This window comes from Paenibacillus sp. JNUCC 34 (assembly GCF_058269055.1).
Genome location: NZ_CM177770.1, coordinates 5,460,383 through 5,477,523 on the forward strand (window position 1 = coordinate 5,460,383; position 17,141 = coordinate 5,477,523).

Consider the following 17,141-nt stretch of genomic DNA (forward strand, 5'->3'; position numbering starts at 1 on the left):
GGATTGCATCTTCCAACATGTTCATAGGCAAAAGAAAAAGCACCCATGGGTGCTATGTATGAGAGTTACAGCAAATATGTATTCAAATGCCCGGACCTCACATCGTCCATTATGAGCATATCAAACTGCGTTCATAGTCACACGGCGGGCGGCTGTCCGGCTTTCCGAACAAATAACCCTGGGCCAGCTCCATGCCGATTCCACGACAAAATTCAAATTCTTCCCTTCGTTCAATGCCTTCAGCCAGCACCTTCGCACCAAAATCATGGGCAATGTCCGTAATGGTCGACAGCTGCTTTTGCTGCGCCGGGTTCACATCACAATGGTCAATTAGACTCCGGTCAATCTTCACATAATCCGGCTTCAGCCTGATCATCTGTTCGAGCGTCGAGTAGCCGGCTCCAACATCATCCATCGCTACAGAAATCCCATTTTGTCGATACACCTCAAAAATAGACTGAAGATGTTTCACATCATCCATACGCTCTGTCTCAACCACCTCAAACACAAAATCCGTCGGATCAAGCGACAGCCGTTCAATCGTATCAAAGGTATGGGTGAGACAAAATTCCGGATTATATATGGAAGAGGGCAAAAAGTTCACAAAACGCTTAACACCCTTCGGTAGCCAAAGAGCGCTCGTCTCAATTGCCGATATTCTGGCCGCACGATCCAAGAACGAATGCAGTCCTGTCTTGCGCGCAGTTTCAAACAGCTCATAGGGCTGAAACGGCACGCCGTTCTCGCTCGAACGCAACAGAAACTCATAAGCTACAATCTGTTCAGAACCGTCCACAATCGGCTGCATAAAGCTCGTAAACTTCTTTTCCAAAATAATCTTAACAACATCATAATGCTTCATACGTTCCTCAAATTCACGTAGTGGCGTCCATTTATGCTGAACATCCGGCACAACTCCTCTAGTCACGCTAAAGTTCAATTGCTGCTGGATGTATGAAGGAAGAACTTGCATGTGCTGCAACATGAAGAGTATTTCCTCATGATCACTGTAATGGAGGGCACAACTTTCCGGTGTCTCCTCTACAGCACAGCCGTTCTCACGGAACATCAACATCAGCTCGGCAAATATCGGACGTATATAAATGATTCCCCGGTCCTCAATCGGTTCAATGGTGCTGCAGTTATTGCAAAACATGATTGTCCTCCTCAGCAAGCTCACTCACTATCTATACTTCTTATCGGCATATAGCTTACAAAATCTTTGCAATTTTTAACATTTTTATGATGAAACTGTAGGTGGAGATTGGGCATATAATTGCCAGTCTTCTCCACTTTCCTTAGCTGCATACATCGCAGAATCAGCTCGTCCGATCAACTCCTGATCATTCGCGGCATGATCCGGATATACCGCAAGTCCAATGCTAGCCCCCGTCTGGATCTCGACTCCCTCCAGCTCATAGGGCTTGCTCAACAGCGCGCTAATCTGGTCAGCTAGTTCCTCCAATTCTTTATCGTCCACGGCAGGATAGACCATAACGGTAAATTCGTCCCCGCCCAGACGGGAAACAATCATTCGTTCGCTGTCCAAGGAACACAATCTTCGGGCTACCATTTGGATAAGCAGATCACCGGTCCGGTGACCGTAGCTGTCATTCACGGATTTAAACTGGTTCAGGTCCATATACAGCAGACCCAGCCTACTCCCATTTTGGTCAGCATCCTCTATGCCCTCCATCAGACGGGCATTGAAATAACGACGGTTGTACAAGCCTGTGAGATCATCATGATGAGCCAGATACTCACTTTGCTTCAAGCTGTCATGCAGACGCTCCATCAGCCGGTCATTTTCCAATTGGATGAGCACCTGACGAACCAGAATAAACAGTACGCTAAGCGACAAGCCTGTAAACAGTCCGCTCCATCCCTCGAATCGCTCCGAGATTAGATAAAAAAGCCACCCAAGAACACCGTACGGCAGCAGATACTTTACCAAAAATGTCCCGACTGCTGACTGCTTGTCCTCCACGATGTCCTTTTCCCGCATTCCAGAAACCGAACGTACGCCCGCCATTCCGATAAGGAACACAGCCGTTGTCCAGAGCAGATCCAAATAAGGGTTCGGAACAGCCCCCACCAAATCGACAGTAACTAAATAAAATAGGTTACCGATTACAAAAGCTAAGCCACCAAAACAAAGATACACTGCAACCATGGCCTGAACTTGCTTGGCATTAGCATACAAGACAAGTGTGAAAAATATCAGTATAATGCCGCACACTGGATACATCAGGTTTACCCAGAGCGAGGTCCCTTCTCCTTCTAGGAGGTAACCCTGCAGTTGAGGCTTCAAGAGATATTCCCAACTTACCGTAATAAAGACGATAAATATAATAACGATATCAAACATAAACCGCAGACCTCTAAGCAGTCCTTGTTCTTGTCCGAACAAATAAACTAGCCCTGTGGTAAACAGCACCATCTCCATGGTCCAGAGCCAATCCGCGGCGCTCAGTTCAGCCAGATATTCTCCCTTAGTCCATATCGGATATGCCCATATGAACTGGGCTAGTCCTTCACAGATCAGTCCCAGCATGACCAGCATCCAAAAAATCCGCAGCGATCCCATATGCCGCAAGGCAACTAAAGCGAGGTATCCTGAAGCCGCCAGCGGCGCGATAACCGTTAGCACCCTCTGAACAGCTACGGCTTCCGGAGCCCAAAGCACAATCATAAATTGAACAAACAAATATATGACCGCCAGCCTCAGCGGTGTCATTCGTGCTATATTCCAGTTCATAAGCGTTCCCCCTGTAAAAGGTTAGCTTGTGTAGACATAATGTATGTAGTAGGCCTAAAGAATTATAATATCCATCTATTCAATGATACTTTTTACCCATCGGGAAGTAAAGAATAGAACGCAAAAGTGTAAGATTTGAACCCACCTGTGGAAGATCTTCTCCCTTTTAGTATCCCCACTTGACAACTGGGAATTAAATGCTATGATTCTTTTAATTTCTTAAACTTTCATTATTAAAGGAGTGCCTGGAGAATGACACAGAGACGACTGGATCATGTAGGTATTGTGGTACGGGACCTGGATAAGACGCTTGCATTTTATACGGAGGTTGTCGGACTTGAGCTGAAAGGACGGCTTACACATACGAACGGAGTCATAGAGCTGGCATTCCTCGGCTTTCACGGTGCAGATGAGACCGAAGTCGAGCTTATTCAAGGGTACAGCGATTCCCTTCCGGCTGAAGGGACGGTCCATCACTTTGCTGTAAGCACAGACAACATTGAAGAAGAATACGCCCGGGTAAAAGCTCTGAATGTACCGCATTTAGATGAAGAAATCGTTACTCTGCCAAACGGGCATCGCTACTTCTTTATTCACGGCCCCGAAGGGGAGAACATTGAATTTTTCCAGCGCTGAGGATATCCATAGCTTTCAGACCTTCACTGGACAGATGTTGAAGGCCGGACTATAATACACGTAGTTAATCATAAATTATGTGAACAACTTCATAAGAATCGGGGTGCTGGAATTGGCCGGCTGAGATTGTATACCTTAAATATACTGACCCTTATACCTGATCTGGGTAATGCCAGCGTAGGAATGTGTATCTAGCGGTCTCTTTATACCGCTATCAACCTTTGCGCTCGTATGCGTCCCGAATATCGGGACGCTTTTTTTGTGATTAGGTATGTAGAAGTAAGTGTTCAGAAGGAGAGAGAACATGGTACGGAATAAAAGATGGATGTCCTTGGTCATAATCTGCACGGTGCTGCTTGTTGTTGCCGGATGCGGAAACAAAGAAAAACCGAACAATGAAGGAGCTAGTGATTCGAACAAACCTGCTGCTGAGCTGCGAGACGTTCAGGTTATGCTGGACTGGTCGGCAAACACGAACCATACAGGGCTTTACGCTGCAAAAGATCTTGGATATTACGAGGAGGAAGGGCTCAACGTCAAGATCATACAGCCCGGTGCTGGCGGCAGTGATGCTCTGGTCGCCTCAGGCAAAGCTGACTTCGGTGTCAGCTACCAAGAAAGTGTCACTCTGGCACGGACTCAAGGCGTGCCGCTCGTTTCGATTGCAGCTGTGATCCAGCATAATACGTCCGGATTTGCCGCTCCGGTTGACCGAAGTATTAAAAAAGCAGGCGATTTTGAAGGTAAAGCTTACGGCGGTTGGGGTTCCCCTGTAGAAGAGGCTGTGATGAAATCGATCATGGAGAAAGATAACGCCGACGTAAGCAAGGTAAAAATGATTAATATGGGAGATGCGGATTTTTTCACTGCCGTGAAGCGCGATATTGATTTTGCCTGGATCTTTTACGCTTGGACCGGTATTGAAGCCGAGCTTCGCGGAGAGAAACTGGATATGATTTATGTGAAAGACTATTCAGAAGCGCTGGATTATTATACACCTGTACTGGTAACGAGCGAGAAAATGATCAATGAAGATCCGGAACTGGTCAAAGCGTTCATGCGCGCCACGGCTAAAGGCTATGACTACGCCATTAAACAGCCGGAAGAAGCTGCAGCACTCCTCTCCAAGGCGGTACCTGAGCTGGACAAGGATCTGGTTCTGGCTAGCCAGAAGTGGCTCAGCCCGCTTTACCAAGACGATGCTCAACGCTGGGGAGAACAGAAAGAAAGCGTGTGGAAGGGTTATGCTGAATGGATGTTTGAACGTAAATTGCTGGATAAGCCGCTCGAGGCAGGCAGCACGTTCACGAACGATTTTTTACCAGATAGCCCGTAAATCGCAGAACAATAGATCCGATATAACGAAAGGATGGAATGGACCATGGCAAGTACACTGCTCAGCATTCAAGTGATTCCCAAGACACCCGACGGCCGGGACAGCATACCTTATGTAGACGTAGCGATCAAGGTCATTCAGGAATCCGGTGTCAAATATCAGGTGAACGCGCTGGAAACGACACTGGAAGGAGAACTGCCAGAGCTGCTGAAGATTGTGAATGATATGCACGAGGCACTTTTCAAGGCTGGCTGTCCGAGCGTCATATCCCAAGTGAAAATAGCGCAGAATCCCGAAGGAATCAGCATGGATCGGCTGACTGAGAAATACCGTCCATGAGGATTTGGTGGAATCGTCTATGGCCGCCCGTTGTGGCGGTCCTCTTCTTTTTAACAGTGTGGCAGCTGGCTGTCTCCTGGTTCGATGTGGAAGCCTGGATCCTGCCTCCGCCTTCGGACATCGCCCGAGAAGCCGCTGCCGGAGCCGAAGACCTGCTCGGACATACGCTTGCCACCCTGCAGCTGACACTGATTGGCTTCGCCATCGGAACGGCTGTCGGTTTGATCATCGCGCTGCTGCTTCATCTGGTCCCTTGGATGAAAACCGCGCTGTATCCGCTTCTCGTTGTGAGCCAAAATGTGCCGACAATTGCGCTGGCTCCACTGCTCATGATCTGGTTCGGGTTTGGAATCTTACCTAAAATTATTGTCATTACACTTGTATGCTTCTTTCCGGTTGCTGTCTCAGCTATGGACGGTCTCGCTCGTACGGATCGGACAATGATGAATTACATGGAGATGGCCGGTGCAAGCAAATGGCAGACGTTCCGTAAGCTGGAGCTACCTTATGCCCTCCCCTCCATCTTCTCTGGTGTCCGGATTGCAGCTACGTATTCAGTCATGGGCGCGGTGATCGGGGAGTGGATCGGCTCGGACAAAGGAATCGGATATTTCATGATGCTGCAGAAATCCGCTTACCGTACGGACCGCGTATTTGTCGCTATTTTTATCATTGTCTTGTTAAGTTTACTCATGGTTGCGCTTATTACCCTGCTGGAGAGACGGCTCATCCGTTGGAATCCGAAGCAGGAGAAATAATCTTCGCACCAATTTACAAATAAGGGAGGTGTTTTCAGGTGAAGGTCAAATTAAATCCTGCGAGCCAACAACACCAAATGGATCATCCTGAAAACTCGAATAAGCTCTCCTCTCCGCCTGTGCTGGAAGCACGTGGTATCACTAAGTCATTCCGGGATCGCAAACAGGAGGTCCGGGTACTGGATGGTCTTTCACTGACCGTACAACCTGGACAATTCGTCTCCATCATCGGACCATCCGGCAGCGGAAAGAGCACGCTGTTTCACATTATAGGCGGGCTAACTGCGCCGGACGCCGGCAGCATCTGGATGGATGGTGCAGATGTAACCGGGCAAAAGGGCTTGATCGCCTATATGCCACAGCAACCTGCCCTCTTCCCATGGCGCACGGTCGAAGACAACGTGCTCCTTCCACGTGAACTCGCTGGCATGCCCAAGGTACAAGCACTGGAGGAAACGCGCCTCTGGATTGAACGGGCGGGACTTACCGGATTTGAGAAGGCTTATCCGCACACGCTATCCGGCGGCATGCAGCAACGGACCGCTTTTCTTCGAGCGATGATGAGCCCGCAGGAGGTGATGTGCCTGGATGAGCCGTTCAGCGCACTCGACGCGCTGACCCGCAGCGACATGCAGCGCTGGCTGCTCGATATATGGGAGGAGCATCGTCGCTCCGTTCTGATGATTACACACCATATTGAAGAAGCGCTGCTTCTGTCCGATACCGTATACGTCATGTCGAGCCGTCCTGCCTCCATTCTGCAAAAAATCGAGGTACCTTTCTCTCGTCCCCGTCGGGAAAATATCCTGTCAGATCCGGCTTTCCTGGACTTGAAACACGAAATTTCTGCTATGATGCGTGAAGAACTGCGGAAGCGCTGAACTTTCAGGTAAGGAGATGAAAAAATGGCATCTGTTCATACAAAACCGGATACGGATTCCTTGAATTTTCCCCTGATCGATGCTCACATCCATCTAGATACATATCCAATTGATCAGCATCTTTCCATTGTTGAAAGCCTGCCCTTATACGGCGTGGAATCCGTTATCTCCGTATCTATGCATCTGGAATCTTGCCAACGCAATCTCGAGCTGGCACGCCGATTCGTTGACCGCGTGAAACCCGCTTTTGGCTATCACCCTGAACAACAAATACCGTCTCTAGCCGAGATTGACTCCCTGTTCGCCTTTATGGAAAGTCATCTGGATGAGATGATCGCGGTGGGAGAAGTCGGGCTTCCTTACTATTCCCGGCTCGAAGCGCAATCCAGCGGTAAGGATTGGGACAACCGCCCTTACGAGGACTTGCTGGAGCGGTTCATTATAATTGCCAAAAAGCATAACAAGCCGGTCATCCTTCATGCCGTTTACGAAGACGCTAATATCGCCTGCGACCTGCTGAAGAAACATGATGTAACTTCAGCTCACTTCCACTGGTTCAAAGGATCGCCGGAAACGATCATGCGGATGGCTGAAGCGGGCTACTGCATTTCGTTCACCCCGGATCTGCTCTACGAGCAGGAAATCCGTGAACTGGCGCGCCTGTACCCAACCGGTCAGGTTATGTCCGAAACGGACGGACCATGGCCGTTTGAAGGACCGTTTCTAGGTCAGGCGACACACCCTCGCATGACCGCCGACGTGGCATCAGCCTGGGCCGATATTCAAGGCCTCAGCCTGATGGAGGCACGCCGTATTTTGTATGACAATGCCCGGCGGTTTTATCGCATGAGGTAGTTCTAAAGATCCGGTCACCTGACGGTCAAACGCGATAGTCAAAGCGTAATTCCACTAACATAGATATAGGAATAAAAGGGGCTAAACCAAAAGTTACACTTGGTAGCCCCTTTATCATGGAGTGAATAAAACCTAAGCTATTTTGTTAGCTAGTTATTGACCACTCATCCCTTCTTCACCGGATTTCCCCAATACGTAAACACACGCCAAATATATTCAAAGGGGCCTAACGGAAGGCGTTTTAGCCACATTTTACTGAATACAATCTGTAGTGCAAATATGATGATGACCAGCAGCATCTGCCAAATTGGCTCGATCGTTCCATACCATCCAAGACCGTAGCTGTAAAAGATTAAGCCACAAACGAACGATTGAAGGAGATAATTAGTAAAGGCCATTTTTCCCGGATAAGAAAAAATGTACAGCACGTTCTGCCAAGCTCTCTTCTGATAAACCAAAGCAAACATACTGATATAAGCTAAAGTCAGCATAGGCGCACCAACAAACAATGCCACAGCTTCACCCCAAGACGGCAGTCCCTCTATTAATACCATGATAAGTTGAAGAGCAAGACCCACACTACCTCCCAAAATGATCAGCCTCATAATGATCCTGCGGTTCTCCCGTACCTCGTGCAGTATTCGACGTTTACAGAAATAGGCCCCCATTAAAAACATCCCTAATATTTGCGGGTAAAAGAGCAGCATATTAAAGAGAGACGATATGTAATCATTTAGCCGTTGAACGATTATTTGCTGAAAAGTGCCCTCTCCATAGATCGCGGCATCCCGTTCTTGAAAATAAACGCCCATCTGATGAGCATCCGCTTTACTTAAAGGTTCGAATGCATTCCCCCCTGTAGAAGGAATCAGGCTAGCTCCAGTAAGAAGAACCGGAACTATCAATAACAGAGACAGTGACCAGATCAAGAGTGTTTTTGGTTTACAACGCTGAAAAAGTAATAATAAAAAGCCTAGAATTGCGTAGTGTGTCAGAACATCTCCATACCAAATAAAGATTCCATGAATGATACCAAACACAAGTAAGGCACTCAGTCTCCGGACATAGATAGGAGTAAATTTCCTACCTTTTGCCAGGCTGCTCTCCTGTAACAGCACCATACCAAAGCCAAATAAAAAGGAAAAAATCAATATGAATTTCCCATCAATAACAATGCCGCGGAACAGTAAAAGGATTTCATTATACCATCCCGACCATAACTCGACCCCAAAAGAAATCGTTTGTAACGACGTCGTAAAAAAACTAATGTTCGCCAAAAATATACCGAATAAAGCAAAGCCTCTTAAACTATCAATGAGTGTAATTCTTTGATGCTGAACGGTTGCCATGCTCGTACCTCCTTATCATTATGCCTTCAGGTTAAGGTACAATAATAAAGAAAGTATAAAGTTTTAATATAACAGCCTGTACTCTTGATTAACAATAGATGCCTTTGCATACTATCTCGACGTCGTTACATAACGCTACGCTGCAATTGAGTGAATGCAGATCATTCTTCCTGGTTACCCAGATTTCTTTATTCTTTCTTTAGAAATTACGTGTATGCTATTTTTTAGGCTCATCGCCAAAGTTAGTAATGTTGAGTATTGTTGTATTTTTTACATCATTGGACGGGCAGAATGCCTGAAACTACTGAAATTGTTGTAGATTCTACAACAATCCCTCTGGAAAGAGCTAAATAAACGATTCCCTCTCCCTATTGTTGTACTGAGTGCAACAATCCGTCCTTCGCTGCTCTATCGCGGGATTTTGTTGTACTTTATACAACACTGGTGAGGTTAAAACATGTTGACAGTCAGTCGTCTACCGCCACCGTACACAAGTCCTGTTGGATAATATGAGTAGTCGCCACGCGTAAGGGAGTTCATTCAAGTACTGATGTGTCCCAAATTATTAGACTGCTACAATGCCCAGCACTATGTTTTAATAGAGCTATTTTCTAATGATCGCTATGTTCTGGAGGATTTATATGTCGAAGGAAACTATATTGTTAGTTGATGATGAAGAAGAAATTATTAGTTTTATAAAAGATGCCCTTGAGCTTGAAGGCTATGAAGTATTAACCGCAGGAAGCGGACAAGAGGCTCTTATACAGAGTAAGCTGCCTGCACTTATTATTCTTGATGTCATGATGCCTGAAATGAATGGCATTGAGGTTTGTGAGCGGCTGCGGGAAATCACCGATTGTCCCATTGTATTTTTAAGTGCCTGCCAAAGTGAAACGGATCGCATTCAGGGCCTGGCGGCTGGCGGTGATGACTATTTGTTAAAGCCTTTCAGTCTGGCCGAATTAAAAGCTAGAATTCATGCCCATCTGCGGCGGGAAAAGCGAGTGCACACGCAGAGGGAGCAAGGAATGCTCAGATTTCAGTCCCTGATGATCGATTGCAAAGGGCATTCTGTAAGCTATAACGGGCAGAACGTTGCCCTCACGAACAAGGAGTATATGATAGTAGAACTGTTGTCCTTGCATCAAGGTCAGGTTTTTTCACGGGAGCAAATTTACGAGAAGATTTGGGGCTTTGACGCAGAAGGAGACGACTCTACTGTAACAGAACATATTAAGAAAATCCGAGCCAAGCTGGCTGCCCATACTCAAGATAAAAGCTATATTCAGACGGTTTGGGGTATTGGTTACAAATGGGACGTGAAATGATCAAACAACGTTCGATCAAAAGCACTTTTGCCCGCCACTTCTCCTGGGTCATCGTGAGTAGCCTACTGGCGACACTTGTCACTTGGGGACTACTCTTTCTGTTATTCATGTACTTCTTTAACCATGATATCATGCTTCCAGCCAATCATTATGAAGGACAGATTCCCGTCATTTCAAAGTATGTGCGAATGGAGGGAGATTCCGTCATCAGCAAGCAGGGACAACCCGCATTGGAACGGCTCATTCCTTCTGAAGGAATGTCTTATCGTGTAGTCTCTTCATCCGGTGAATTCCTGTATGGGGATCTGGAGTTCCATGAGCCGTTGAATAAAAACGATATCCTTAACCGCTTAAATCGAACATTATCAGGAATAAATCAAGTTATTAAATATATTCCTGTTCAGTCCGATCAGGGGGATCTATTAGGAGCTCTTTTGCTAGGGTATTCTCTTAAGGTAACCACGGCAAATGCAGCTCTCGATCCCTTGGTCACCTTCGGATTTCTAACCTTTTTTCTGTCGCCTTTTCTGTATATCATCTTGTTTACCTTCATTTCTGGAAGGCAGTTTAGTCGAAAAATAAACACTCCTTTACAGCAGTTATTATATGGGGCAGAGCGTATTAAGGAACGGGACTTACATTTTTCCATAACCGAGAATTGCTCCATAACTGAAGTTAATCAGCTTACGATTGCCTTTGAAGAAATGCGCCAGGAGCTTGAACAATCCATTGAACGGGAATGGAAGCTCGAGCAAGAAAGAAGTACGATGTTTGCCGCACTAGCTCACGATTTACGTACACCGCTGACAATTATTAGGGGGCATGTGGAGGGATTAGAACAGATGAACGGGGACATGCGTGAGGATCGACTTCCTCAATACCTTCAAGTTATTAAACGCAACACAACACGTGCATCTAATCTTTTACAGGATATGAATACAATTACGGAAATCGAAAAAGTATCCTTTCAACTAAATCCCATCCCTATGGATATAGATGAATTTATTGATGATAAAGAGGCTGAATATGTGGCCTTATGCAGAGAAAAAAATATTACCTTTCAAACGGAACTAACAGATAGGCGCGGTGCCAAACCCCACATCTCCTTCGATCCTTATCGGATCATCCAGGTGCTGGACAATCTCGTTGCTAATAGCATCCGATATACCCCGGATTCAGGTAGGATCCTGTGGAGTGTGGAGGTGACCGAACAGCAGGTCTCCATGTCCATAACCGATAGTGGAACAGGATTTCATAAACAAGATCTGGAGCAAGTTTTTGAGCAATTCTATCAGGGGCATGTCCGATCCGTAAGACAAAAAGGTCATTCCGGACTTGGATTGTATATCGCAAAATTGTTGGTTCAGCATCACGGCGGTCATATTATCGCAGAAAACAACCTTCATGCCGGGGCCACCGTACGATTTACATTTCCTATTAAAAAATAATCAAAAAAATCCATGGCATAATCGCCATGGATTTTGGTTTATTAACTTAGGCTCAGCAAAACCGGACAATGATCGCTTCCCATCACATGGCAATCGATTTCCGCTTCCTTCACCTTCTCCGCCAAACGGGCGGACACGAGAAAATAATCGATACGCCAGCCGATATTCCGCTCTCTCACCTTCGGCATATAAGACCACCAGCTGTACACGTCGGTCCGATCCGGGTACAAAAGGCGGAAGGTGTCGATAAATCCGGCCGTCAGCAATTCCGTCATCTTCCCCCGCTCTTCCAGCGTAAAGCCGGAGTTGCCCTGATTGGCCTTCGCATTTTTCAGATCGATCTCCTGGTGCGCTACATTCAAATCCCCGCATACGATAACTGGCTTGAGTTCATCCAGCTGCAGTAAATAGCGGCGAAACCGCTCCTCCCATTCGATTCTGTAATCCAATCGGCTAAGATCACGCTTCGCGTTCGGTGTATATACATTCACGAGATAAAAGTTCTCAAATTCTAGTGTGATGATTCTTCCTTCCGGCTCGTTATCCTCTTCAATGCCGTACCGAACAGATAAAGGTGGTATTTTGGTGAATACAGCAGTTCCGGAATAGCCTTTCTTTACAGCATAGTTCCAGTATTGATTATATTCGGGGCCCAGATCAAGCTCAATCTGCCCTTCCTGCAGCTTCGTTTCTTGCACGCAAAATATATCGGCATCAGCCTGTTTAAAATAATCGATGAAGCCTTTGGTTACACAGGCCCGCAAGCCGTTGACATTCCATGATACAAGCTTCAATATCTTAACCTCCAATCGAATATATTACATTTTTATATGAATAGTCAGGCGTGAACAGTAACAACATAAAGGTTGGCGGTATTTTCGCTGTAAGCTTCAATATAAAGCAATCAGCCCACCGAAGGAGGCCCTTGATCATGACAGGAAGAAATAACAAACCGAAAAATGACGGACCATCAAGCAGCCCGGATAGATTGGATCAGTATGGAGACAAACTCGCATCCCAAAACGAAGAAGAATTCACTTCCGCTGCCGAAGAACACTGCCGGGAGGAAAAATAACCGGAACCGCTGTGACAACAAAACGGGGCTGTCCCAAAAGGTCCATTGACCTGGGACACCCCTATGTTTGTTGTAAGACGCTATCGGTCGCTTACAACCAAGGAAAATCTGCATCAATACTTGACCTTACGAATAGCTGAGAAGCGTGTACCTTCTTGTATCTTAGCAAGAAGGCAGCGCATCCTGTTGATGTTCTGCCTTTTTGTCTATGTCCGCTGCTGCTTGTCCCTCAGCCTCTATCTCTTCATGAATCCCTTGCTCTGCAGAAAATCCTTCATATGAAGGCGCACCGGCTCCGACAGACGCTTCGCCATAAACTGTGACCAAGCTGCTGCAGGTTTACCGCCGCTTCGGGCACGCATGTATTCCGCATACGTGTTATCGTAGGTTTTAACTTCCTCCACGGTTCTAGTCGCATCGTAAGTTCCATGGTGAAGCACGCCATCAAGGGGCAGACGAGGGCGAATACCGGGATCCTGATCCGGATAGCCGACACACATGCCGAACACCGGGTATACAAGCTCCGGCAATTTCAGCTGTTTCGCAAATTCAGCGATGTGGTTCCGTACCCCGCCGATATATACGATCCCGAGGCCCATAGATTCCGCAGCAACTGCAGCATTTTGCGCGGCCAGGGCGGCATCTACCGTCGCCACGATGAAATTCTCAGTCGAATCCACATAACCCGGTTGATCACTCAAATGCGCCTCACTCACTTTTTGCAAACGATATAAATCTGCACACCATACGAGAAAAACCGGACATTCTTCGATATAAGCCTGATTACCGGCTAGAGCTGACAAAGCCCGCTTCTGCTCCGGGTCCGTTACAGCAATGACACTGTATGCCTGCACACTGCTGGAGCTAGAAGCCATCTGTCCCGCCGCGATGATCATCTTCAACTGTTCCTCGGTAACCTTCCTGTCCGTATATTTACGGATGGATCGGTGATTCATCAATAGAGATAATGTTTCATTCACTTGGTGTCGTCACTCCCAGTCCTCTGAAAATAAATTGTATCGCTTGCTGTGAAATATGCTCCGGATCAGCATCTTTAAACCCTAGCAAAGGCTCGTTGATAATCATCAATTTATGAGATAAACAAACCCCCATCACCATGAGCAATGCATCTCCTGACGATTCAAAGTGAAACTTTCCCTGGGACTTTCCACTATCCAGCAACTGCTTTACCGATCTCCATACGGGACGCAAAAAAGAGAGTACGACCTCTTTGCGTGGTGTACGCATCGTCAGCTCCTGCTGAACGATATCGCTTAGCTCTGTATCAATTAGCGTATACTTTACGATCTCATGGATAGCAAAGGCAAGACCGCTCACCGGCTCATCCATGCGTTCCTTATATTGATCCATATCATAGCCAGGAAATAACTGTTCAAATAACGCTGTAAACACTTTGTCCTTGCCGCCAAAATGATAGGATACAAGCGCGATATTGACAGAGGCGTCATCACATATTTGCCGAACTGTAGTTCCTTCAAACCCTTGCTTGGCAAACAGCTTTTTGGCAGACATTAATATTCGCGTTTTTACATCCAGCTCAGGCTGTTCCATCCGACTGTCCCCTTTAAACGTTCTCCCATCTATTATGGAACTTCACCCCGGACTGCGCAAGTTGCGGAAAACGGCAGTAAGTGAAAGGTTAGGTTCAAGCAGAGGTCGGCGTTGGGATATGCTGTGCGGCTTTGCCGCTGCGATTAGAATGTCGGTCTTTTCTCAGAGCTGTAACTACCGCTGAAATGACGAGAGAGATAACCGCTGTAGCTGCAAGCCCAAGTAAATCTTTCCCCAGATGGACACCACCGAATAAAATGTTCATCAACCCTTCAACAGCATAGGTGGCAGGAAGCAAATCTCCCGTAGTCTGAAAGCCTGCACTAAGAATCTGTCTTGGAATCATTGCCCCCGAAGTAACTAGCTGCAAGGATAAAAGCGTAATATTAAACAACATGCCCCCCATTCCAAAGACAATAAGAAACATTTGTGAAAACACAAGAAACACCCATACGATCAGACTCTGGAACAACCAAAGGGTCATAAATCCTTCAGCAGACTGTCCGCCCAATGCCATAACCAGCGATGAGCCCAGCAAGGAGATCACAAGAGCAGAGACGATGTTGATCATCGTCCGTGCCGTAAAAGCCTGCCATTTGGTGATGTCGTTGCCGAATGTCAAAGATGCCTGCTGCATATTCATTCCCATAATCATGGCCCCGACAAAAGAAGCAAGGACCATCATCATCGGAACCATCTGATTATTCAATCCGTCCACAGGGTAGATGTAGCTGATTTCAGACTTTACCCGTTCCGCCAAGCCTACTGCTGCAACCGAAGCCTGTTCTGAAGGAATCGATGAACGCTCTAGCACATTTTGGATACCAGCAGCCGAAGCCTCACGGTCGACGTTTCTGGTGATCGCTGCTGCCGCACTATCCATTACACTCTTCACAAGCGCAGGATTGGATTCATTGATCTCATACAGCAGATTGGCTTGCGCTGCTGGATTTTGCAGATCTGCCGTGAAATCGGCCGGAATGGTCATCACCATTTGCACCTCACGGTTTACGAGCTGCTGTCTTGCTGTATCTTGATTAGCACTACTGATTTGAAAAGGAAGACTGTTCTGCAATTTTTGAAGAACCTGAATTCCCATAATCTTGTCTTCATTAACAATCGCAATGCGAAAATCCCCTATCCGTTCATTTGCCCCCTGATACCCCGTCATCCAAATGACACTGAATATAATCTGAAATGCCAATGCTGTAGCGATACCCAACATCATTTGTGGCCTCTTCAATAAAATGAATACACCTTTGAACACGATCGATCTCCCCCTACAATTTAATCATTTGTTTTAAACACTTGTTTAACTAAACAATTGTTTAAATCATAGGTCGGTTTCCGGTAATTGTCAATAAGTATTGAACAAGCCGGTAAATTATACGACAAAAAACCGTCAGACTGTATATGCAGCCTGACGGTTTTTGATAAATATTTAATGGTTAAACGACATCATATCCCTGTTCTTCGATTGTTTCTTTAATTTGCTCCACAGTTGCCTTCGTTTCGTCATATTCCACGGTCACCGTCTTAGAAGCCAGATCCACTTTACCGGACAAACCCGCATTTTTCAAAGCACCTTCAATTGAATTCACACAGTGGTTGCAAGACATGCCTTCGACGCTCACAGTAACTTGTTTCATTCGTAATTCCTCCTTGGCTGTTGTGCCGGTGATATGCCGGTTATCTAATGAGTTTATTGACAGTTAGTATAATCGCATTATACTATACCCCCCATAAGTATGTAAAGATCCAGCTCCTCGAATTATAATACATATCTCCAATTATACTGGTATAATAATCTATAATTGTTGAGATAGACCAATAAAACTCCTTGTTATACAATTTTTTTCTTTTTTCGAGAAGCGAGAGAAGGAATTTCCAATTTTATGTCGAATATGTATTTTAAAGGAATTCGAGAAACAGGAAAGTAGGAAACAGCTTATGGTTTTTGACGGCATTATCATTGGTCTGATTGTCGGACTGATTCGGGGAGGCTTTCGTCACGGCTTGCTTCAGTTCAGCAAAATTCGGCTGAAGGGCGGCTGGATCTTTCCGGTGCTACTGATCATCCAGCTGATCATTTTCAGATTCCAGGAAAACTCCGATGTACTGGCAGCGGCAAGCAGTTATGTGTTTATGATCATCTATATAGTAGGTATGTTGTTCCTATGGATGAACCGCGATCAGAAGGGTTTTGGCAGTATCTTAGCAGGTGTATTTCTTAACTTCCTTGTTATGGCCGTCAATGGCGGCAGAATGCCGGTATCACTTCAAGCAGCTTCGGTGCTCGATCCTTATTATGTGGACATGCTTAAAGAAGGAGCTATCATAACCAAGCACTTTTTGCTTGATGACTCAACCGTGCTGCCATTCCTTGGTGATATTATCCCACTGTCTGCACCTTATCCGAGAACCCAAGCCATCAGTATCGGCGATATCGTGATGAACATCGGCATTTTTATGTATATCGTACATTTGATGGGTAATGGCCACAGGAAAGCCTCTAAATCTAATGATGAACAATTAGAAACTTCTGACCATGTAGAACCACAAAAAGTTTAAATACATCAAATGCCTTGAAAGGGGGGGAAATACATGAAAAAAACAGAAAAAGTTAAATATTCCCGTATTGTTTTTAACACTGTGATCGTAGCGTCCGTTCTCGTAGCACTGACCTCTGGTTTCAAATTCGTTTAATTGTGATATAAAAGAACTGGCTATTCATAGCCAGTTCTTTTATATATCCTCGTTGTTTTGTGCTGTATTATACCTTAAAATGTGGAGATACCATCATTGT

The 17,141-nt window shown here is 46.0% G+C and carries 18 protein-coding genes and 1 riboswitch; of the genes, 10 read left to right on the forward strand and 8 right to left on the reverse strand.

All coding sequences use genetic code 11. The annotated features are described in order from the left end of the window. Positions 1 to 109: 109 nt before the first annotated feature. Together AC2TF5_RS25295 and AC2TF5_RS25300 are read right to left on the reverse strand one after the other, a co-directional pair. A complete protein-coding gene (locus AC2TF5_RS25295) occupies positions 110 to 1,156 on the reverse strand; it encodes an EAL domain-containing protein (protein WP_491299837.1) in 1,047 nt (348 codons plus the stop codon). A gap of 84 nt (positions 1,157 to 1,240) precedes the next feature. Beyond that, positions 1,241 to 2,758, reverse strand: coding sequence for a diguanylate cyclase domain-containing protein (locus tag AC2TF5_RS25300; protein ID WP_491299838.1), 1,518 nt, complete (start codon positions 2,756 to 2,758; stop codon positions 1,241 to 1,243). A gap of 252 nt (positions 2,759 to 3,010) precedes the next feature. Between AC2TF5_RS25300 and AC2TF5_RS25305 the strand changes: the two genes are divergently transcribed. The 6 genes from AC2TF5_RS25305 to AC2TF5_RS25330 all read left to right on the forward strand — a co-directional run bounded on the left by AC2TF5_RS25305 (position 3,011) and on the right by AC2TF5_RS25330 (position 7,563). Continuing rightward, positions 3,011 to 3,394 (forward strand): VOC family protein, encoded by a 384-nt coding sequence (locus AC2TF5_RS25305; RefSeq protein ID WP_491299839.1) that lies wholly within the window; start codon positions 3,011 to 3,013, stop codon positions 3,392 to 3,394. An 89-nt stretch (positions 3,395 to 3,483) separates the two neighbouring features. After that, positions 3,484 to 3,595, forward strand: a riboswitch (TPP riboswitch). Positions 3,596 to 3,698: 103 nt separating this feature from the next. Further along, positions 3,699 to 4,730, forward strand: coding sequence for an ABC transporter substrate-binding protein (locus AC2TF5_RS25310; RefSeq protein WP_491299840.1), 1,032 nt, complete (start codon positions 3,699 to 3,701; stop codon positions 4,728 to 4,730). A gap of 45 nt (positions 4,731 to 4,775) precedes the next feature. After that, positions 4,776 to 5,069 (forward strand): MTH1187 family thiamine-binding protein, encoded by a 294-nt coding sequence (locus tag AC2TF5_RS25315; RefSeq protein ID WP_491299841.1) that lies wholly within the window; start codon positions 4,776 to 4,778, stop codon positions 5,067 to 5,069. Then, positions 5,066 to 5,827, forward strand: a complete 762-nt coding sequence (locus AC2TF5_RS25320; RefSeq protein WP_491299842.1) for an ABC transporter permease — start codon at positions 5,066 to 5,068, stop codon at positions 5,825 to 5,827. Before AC2TF5_RS25315 ends, AC2TF5_RS25320 begins: the two co-directional genes overlap by 4 nt. A 77-nt stretch (positions 5,828 to 5,904) precedes the next feature. After that, positions 5,905 to 6,708, forward strand: a complete 804-nt coding sequence (locus tag AC2TF5_RS25325; protein WP_491302998.1) for an ABC transporter ATP-binding protein — start codon at positions 5,905 to 5,907, stop codon at positions 6,706 to 6,708. A 24-nt stretch (positions 6,709 to 6,732) separates the two neighbouring features. After that, complete coding sequence (locus AC2TF5_RS25330; RefSeq protein ID WP_491299843.1) at positions 6,733 to 7,563, forward strand: TatD family hydrolase; 831 nt, start codon at positions 6,733 to 6,735, stop codon at positions 7,561 to 7,563. A gap of 164 nt (positions 7,564 to 7,727) precedes the next feature. On the opposite strand, the gene AC2TF5_RS25335 is transcribed toward AC2TF5_RS25330, so the two are convergent. Next, the gene (locus AC2TF5_RS25335; RefSeq protein ID WP_491299844.1) at positions 7,728 to 8,912 is read right to left on the reverse strand and encodes a DUF418 domain-containing protein; all 1,185 of its coding nucleotides are present in this window, start codon (positions 8,910 to 8,912) and stop codon (positions 7,728 to 7,730) included. 641 nt (positions 8,913 to 9,553) lie between these two features. Between AC2TF5_RS25335 and AC2TF5_RS25340 the strand changes: the two genes are divergently transcribed. Together AC2TF5_RS25340 and AC2TF5_RS25345 are read left to right on the forward strand one after the other, a co-directional pair. Next, a complete protein-coding gene (locus tag AC2TF5_RS25340; protein WP_491299845.1) occupies positions 9,554 to 10,240 on the forward strand; it encodes a response regulator transcription factor in 687 nt (228 codons plus the stop codon). Further along, the gene (locus AC2TF5_RS25345) at positions 10,237 to 11,688 is read left to right on the forward strand and encodes a HAMP domain-containing sensor histidine kinase (RefSeq protein ID WP_491299846.1); all 1,452 of its coding nucleotides are present in this window, start codon (positions 10,237 to 10,239) and stop codon (positions 11,686 to 11,688) included. Before AC2TF5_RS25340 ends, AC2TF5_RS25345 begins: the two co-directional genes overlap by 4 nt. Positions 11,689 to 11,729: 41 nt before the next feature. Here AC2TF5_RS25345 and AC2TF5_RS25350 read toward each other — a convergent pair whose 3' ends face one another. Continuing rightward, positions 11,730 to 12,482, reverse strand: coding sequence for an exodeoxyribonuclease III (locus tag AC2TF5_RS25350; protein ID WP_491299847.1), 753 nt, complete (start codon positions 12,480 to 12,482; stop codon positions 11,730 to 11,732). A 137-nt stretch (positions 12,483 to 12,619) separates the two neighbouring features. Here AC2TF5_RS25350 and AC2TF5_RS25355 point away from each other — a divergent pair, with 137 nt between their 5' ends. After that, entirely contained in the window at positions 12,620 to 12,763 is a 144-nt protein-coding gene (locus AC2TF5_RS25355; RefSeq protein ID WP_491299848.1) for a hypothetical protein, read from the forward strand. 236 nt (positions 12,764 to 12,999) lie between these two features. Here the strand turns inward: AC2TF5_RS25355 and nfsA are convergent, their stop codons facing one another. From nfsA to AC2TF5_RS25375, 4 genes are all read right to left on the reverse strand, one after another. After that, positions 13,000 to 13,743 (reverse strand): oxygen-insensitive NADPH nitroreductase, encoded by a 744-nt coding sequence (nfsA, locus tag AC2TF5_RS25360; RefSeq protein WP_491299849.1) that lies wholly within the window; start codon positions 13,741 to 13,743, stop codon positions 13,000 to 13,002. Beyond that, entirely contained in the window at positions 13,736 to 14,335 is a 600-nt protein-coding gene (locus tag AC2TF5_RS25365) for a TetR/AcrR family transcriptional regulator (RefSeq protein ID WP_491299850.1), read from the reverse strand. Before AC2TF5_RS25365 ends, nfsA begins: the two co-directional genes overlap by 8 nt. Positions 14,336 to 14,429: 94 nt before the next feature. After that, positions 14,430 to 15,563, reverse strand: coding sequence for a YhgE/Pip domain-containing protein (locus tag AC2TF5_RS25370; RefSeq protein ID WP_491299851.1), 1,134 nt, complete (start codon positions 15,561 to 15,563; stop codon positions 14,430 to 14,432). A 220-nt stretch (positions 15,564 to 15,783) separates the two neighbouring features. Further along, complete coding sequence (locus AC2TF5_RS25375) at positions 15,784 to 15,984, reverse strand: copper ion binding protein (protein ID WP_491299852.1); 201 nt, start codon at positions 15,982 to 15,984, stop codon at positions 15,784 to 15,786. Positions 15,985 to 16,285: 301 nt separating this feature from the next. On the opposite strand from AC2TF5_RS25375, the gene AC2TF5_RS25380 reads away from it, so the two are divergent. Further along, a complete protein-coding gene (locus AC2TF5_RS25380; protein WP_491299853.1) occupies positions 16,286 to 16,906 on the forward strand; it encodes a DUF5317 domain-containing protein in 621 nt (206 codons plus the stop codon). The last annotated feature ends 235 nt before the right edge of the window (positions 16,907 to 17,141 follow it).

Coding starts and splice junctions, on each gene's coding strand:
- AC2TF5_RS25295 (WP_491299837.1), bottom strand. CDS start 1,156: ATGTTTTGCAATAACTGCAGCACCATTGAACCGATTGAGGACCGGGGA.
- AC2TF5_RS25300 (WP_491299838.1), bottom strand. CDS start 2,758: ATGAACTGGAATATAGCACGAATGACACCGCTGAGGCTGGCGGTCATA.
- AC2TF5_RS25305 (WP_491299839.1), top strand. CDS start 3,011: ATGACACAGAGACGACTGGATCATGTAGGTATTGTGGTACGGGACCTG.
- AC2TF5_RS25310 (WP_491299840.1), top strand. CDS start 3,699: ATGGTACGGAATAAAAGATGGATGTCCTTGGTCATAATCTGCACGGTG.
- AC2TF5_RS25315 (WP_491299841.1), top strand. CDS start 4,776: ATGGCAAGTACACTGCTCAGCATTCAAGTGATTCCCAAGACACCCGAC.
- AC2TF5_RS25320 (WP_491299842.1), top strand. CDS start 5,066: ATGAGGATTTGGTGGAATCGTCTATGGCCGCCCGTTGTGGCGGTCCTC.
- AC2TF5_RS25325 (WP_491302998.1), top strand. CDS start 5,905: ATGGATCATCCTGAAAACTCGAATAAGCTCTCCTCTCCGCCTGTGCTG.
- AC2TF5_RS25330 (WP_491299843.1), top strand. CDS start 6,733: ATGGCATCTGTTCATACAAAACCGGATACGGATTCCTTGAATTTTCCC.
- AC2TF5_RS25335 (WP_491299844.1), bottom strand. CDS start 8,912: ATGGCAACCGTTCAGCATCAAAGAATTACACTCATTGATAGTTTAAGA.
- AC2TF5_RS25340 (WP_491299845.1), top strand. CDS start 9,554: ATGTCGAAGGAAACTATATTGTTAGTTGATGATGAAGAAGAAATTATT.
- AC2TF5_RS25345 (WP_491299846.1), top strand. CDS start 10,237: ATGATCAAACAACGTTCGATCAAAAGCACTTTTGCCCGCCACTTCTCC.
- AC2TF5_RS25355 (WP_491299848.1), top strand. CDS start 12,620: ATGACAGGAAGAAATAACAAACCGAAAAATGACGGACCATCAAGCAGC.
- AC2TF5_RS25365 (WP_491299850.1), bottom strand. CDS start 14,335: ATGGAACAGCCTGAGCTGGATGTAAAAACGCGAATATTAATGTCTGCC.
- AC2TF5_RS25370 (WP_491299851.1), bottom strand. CDS start 15,563: ATGATGTTGGGTATCGCTACAGCATTGGCATTTCAGATTATATTCAGT.
- AC2TF5_RS25375 (WP_491299852.1), bottom strand. CDS start 15,984: ATGAAACAAGTTACTGTGAGCGTCGAAGGCATGTCTTGCAACCACTGT.
- AC2TF5_RS25380 (WP_491299853.1), top strand. CDS start 16,286: ATGGTTTTTGACGGCATTATCATTGGTCTGATTGTCGGACTGATTCGG.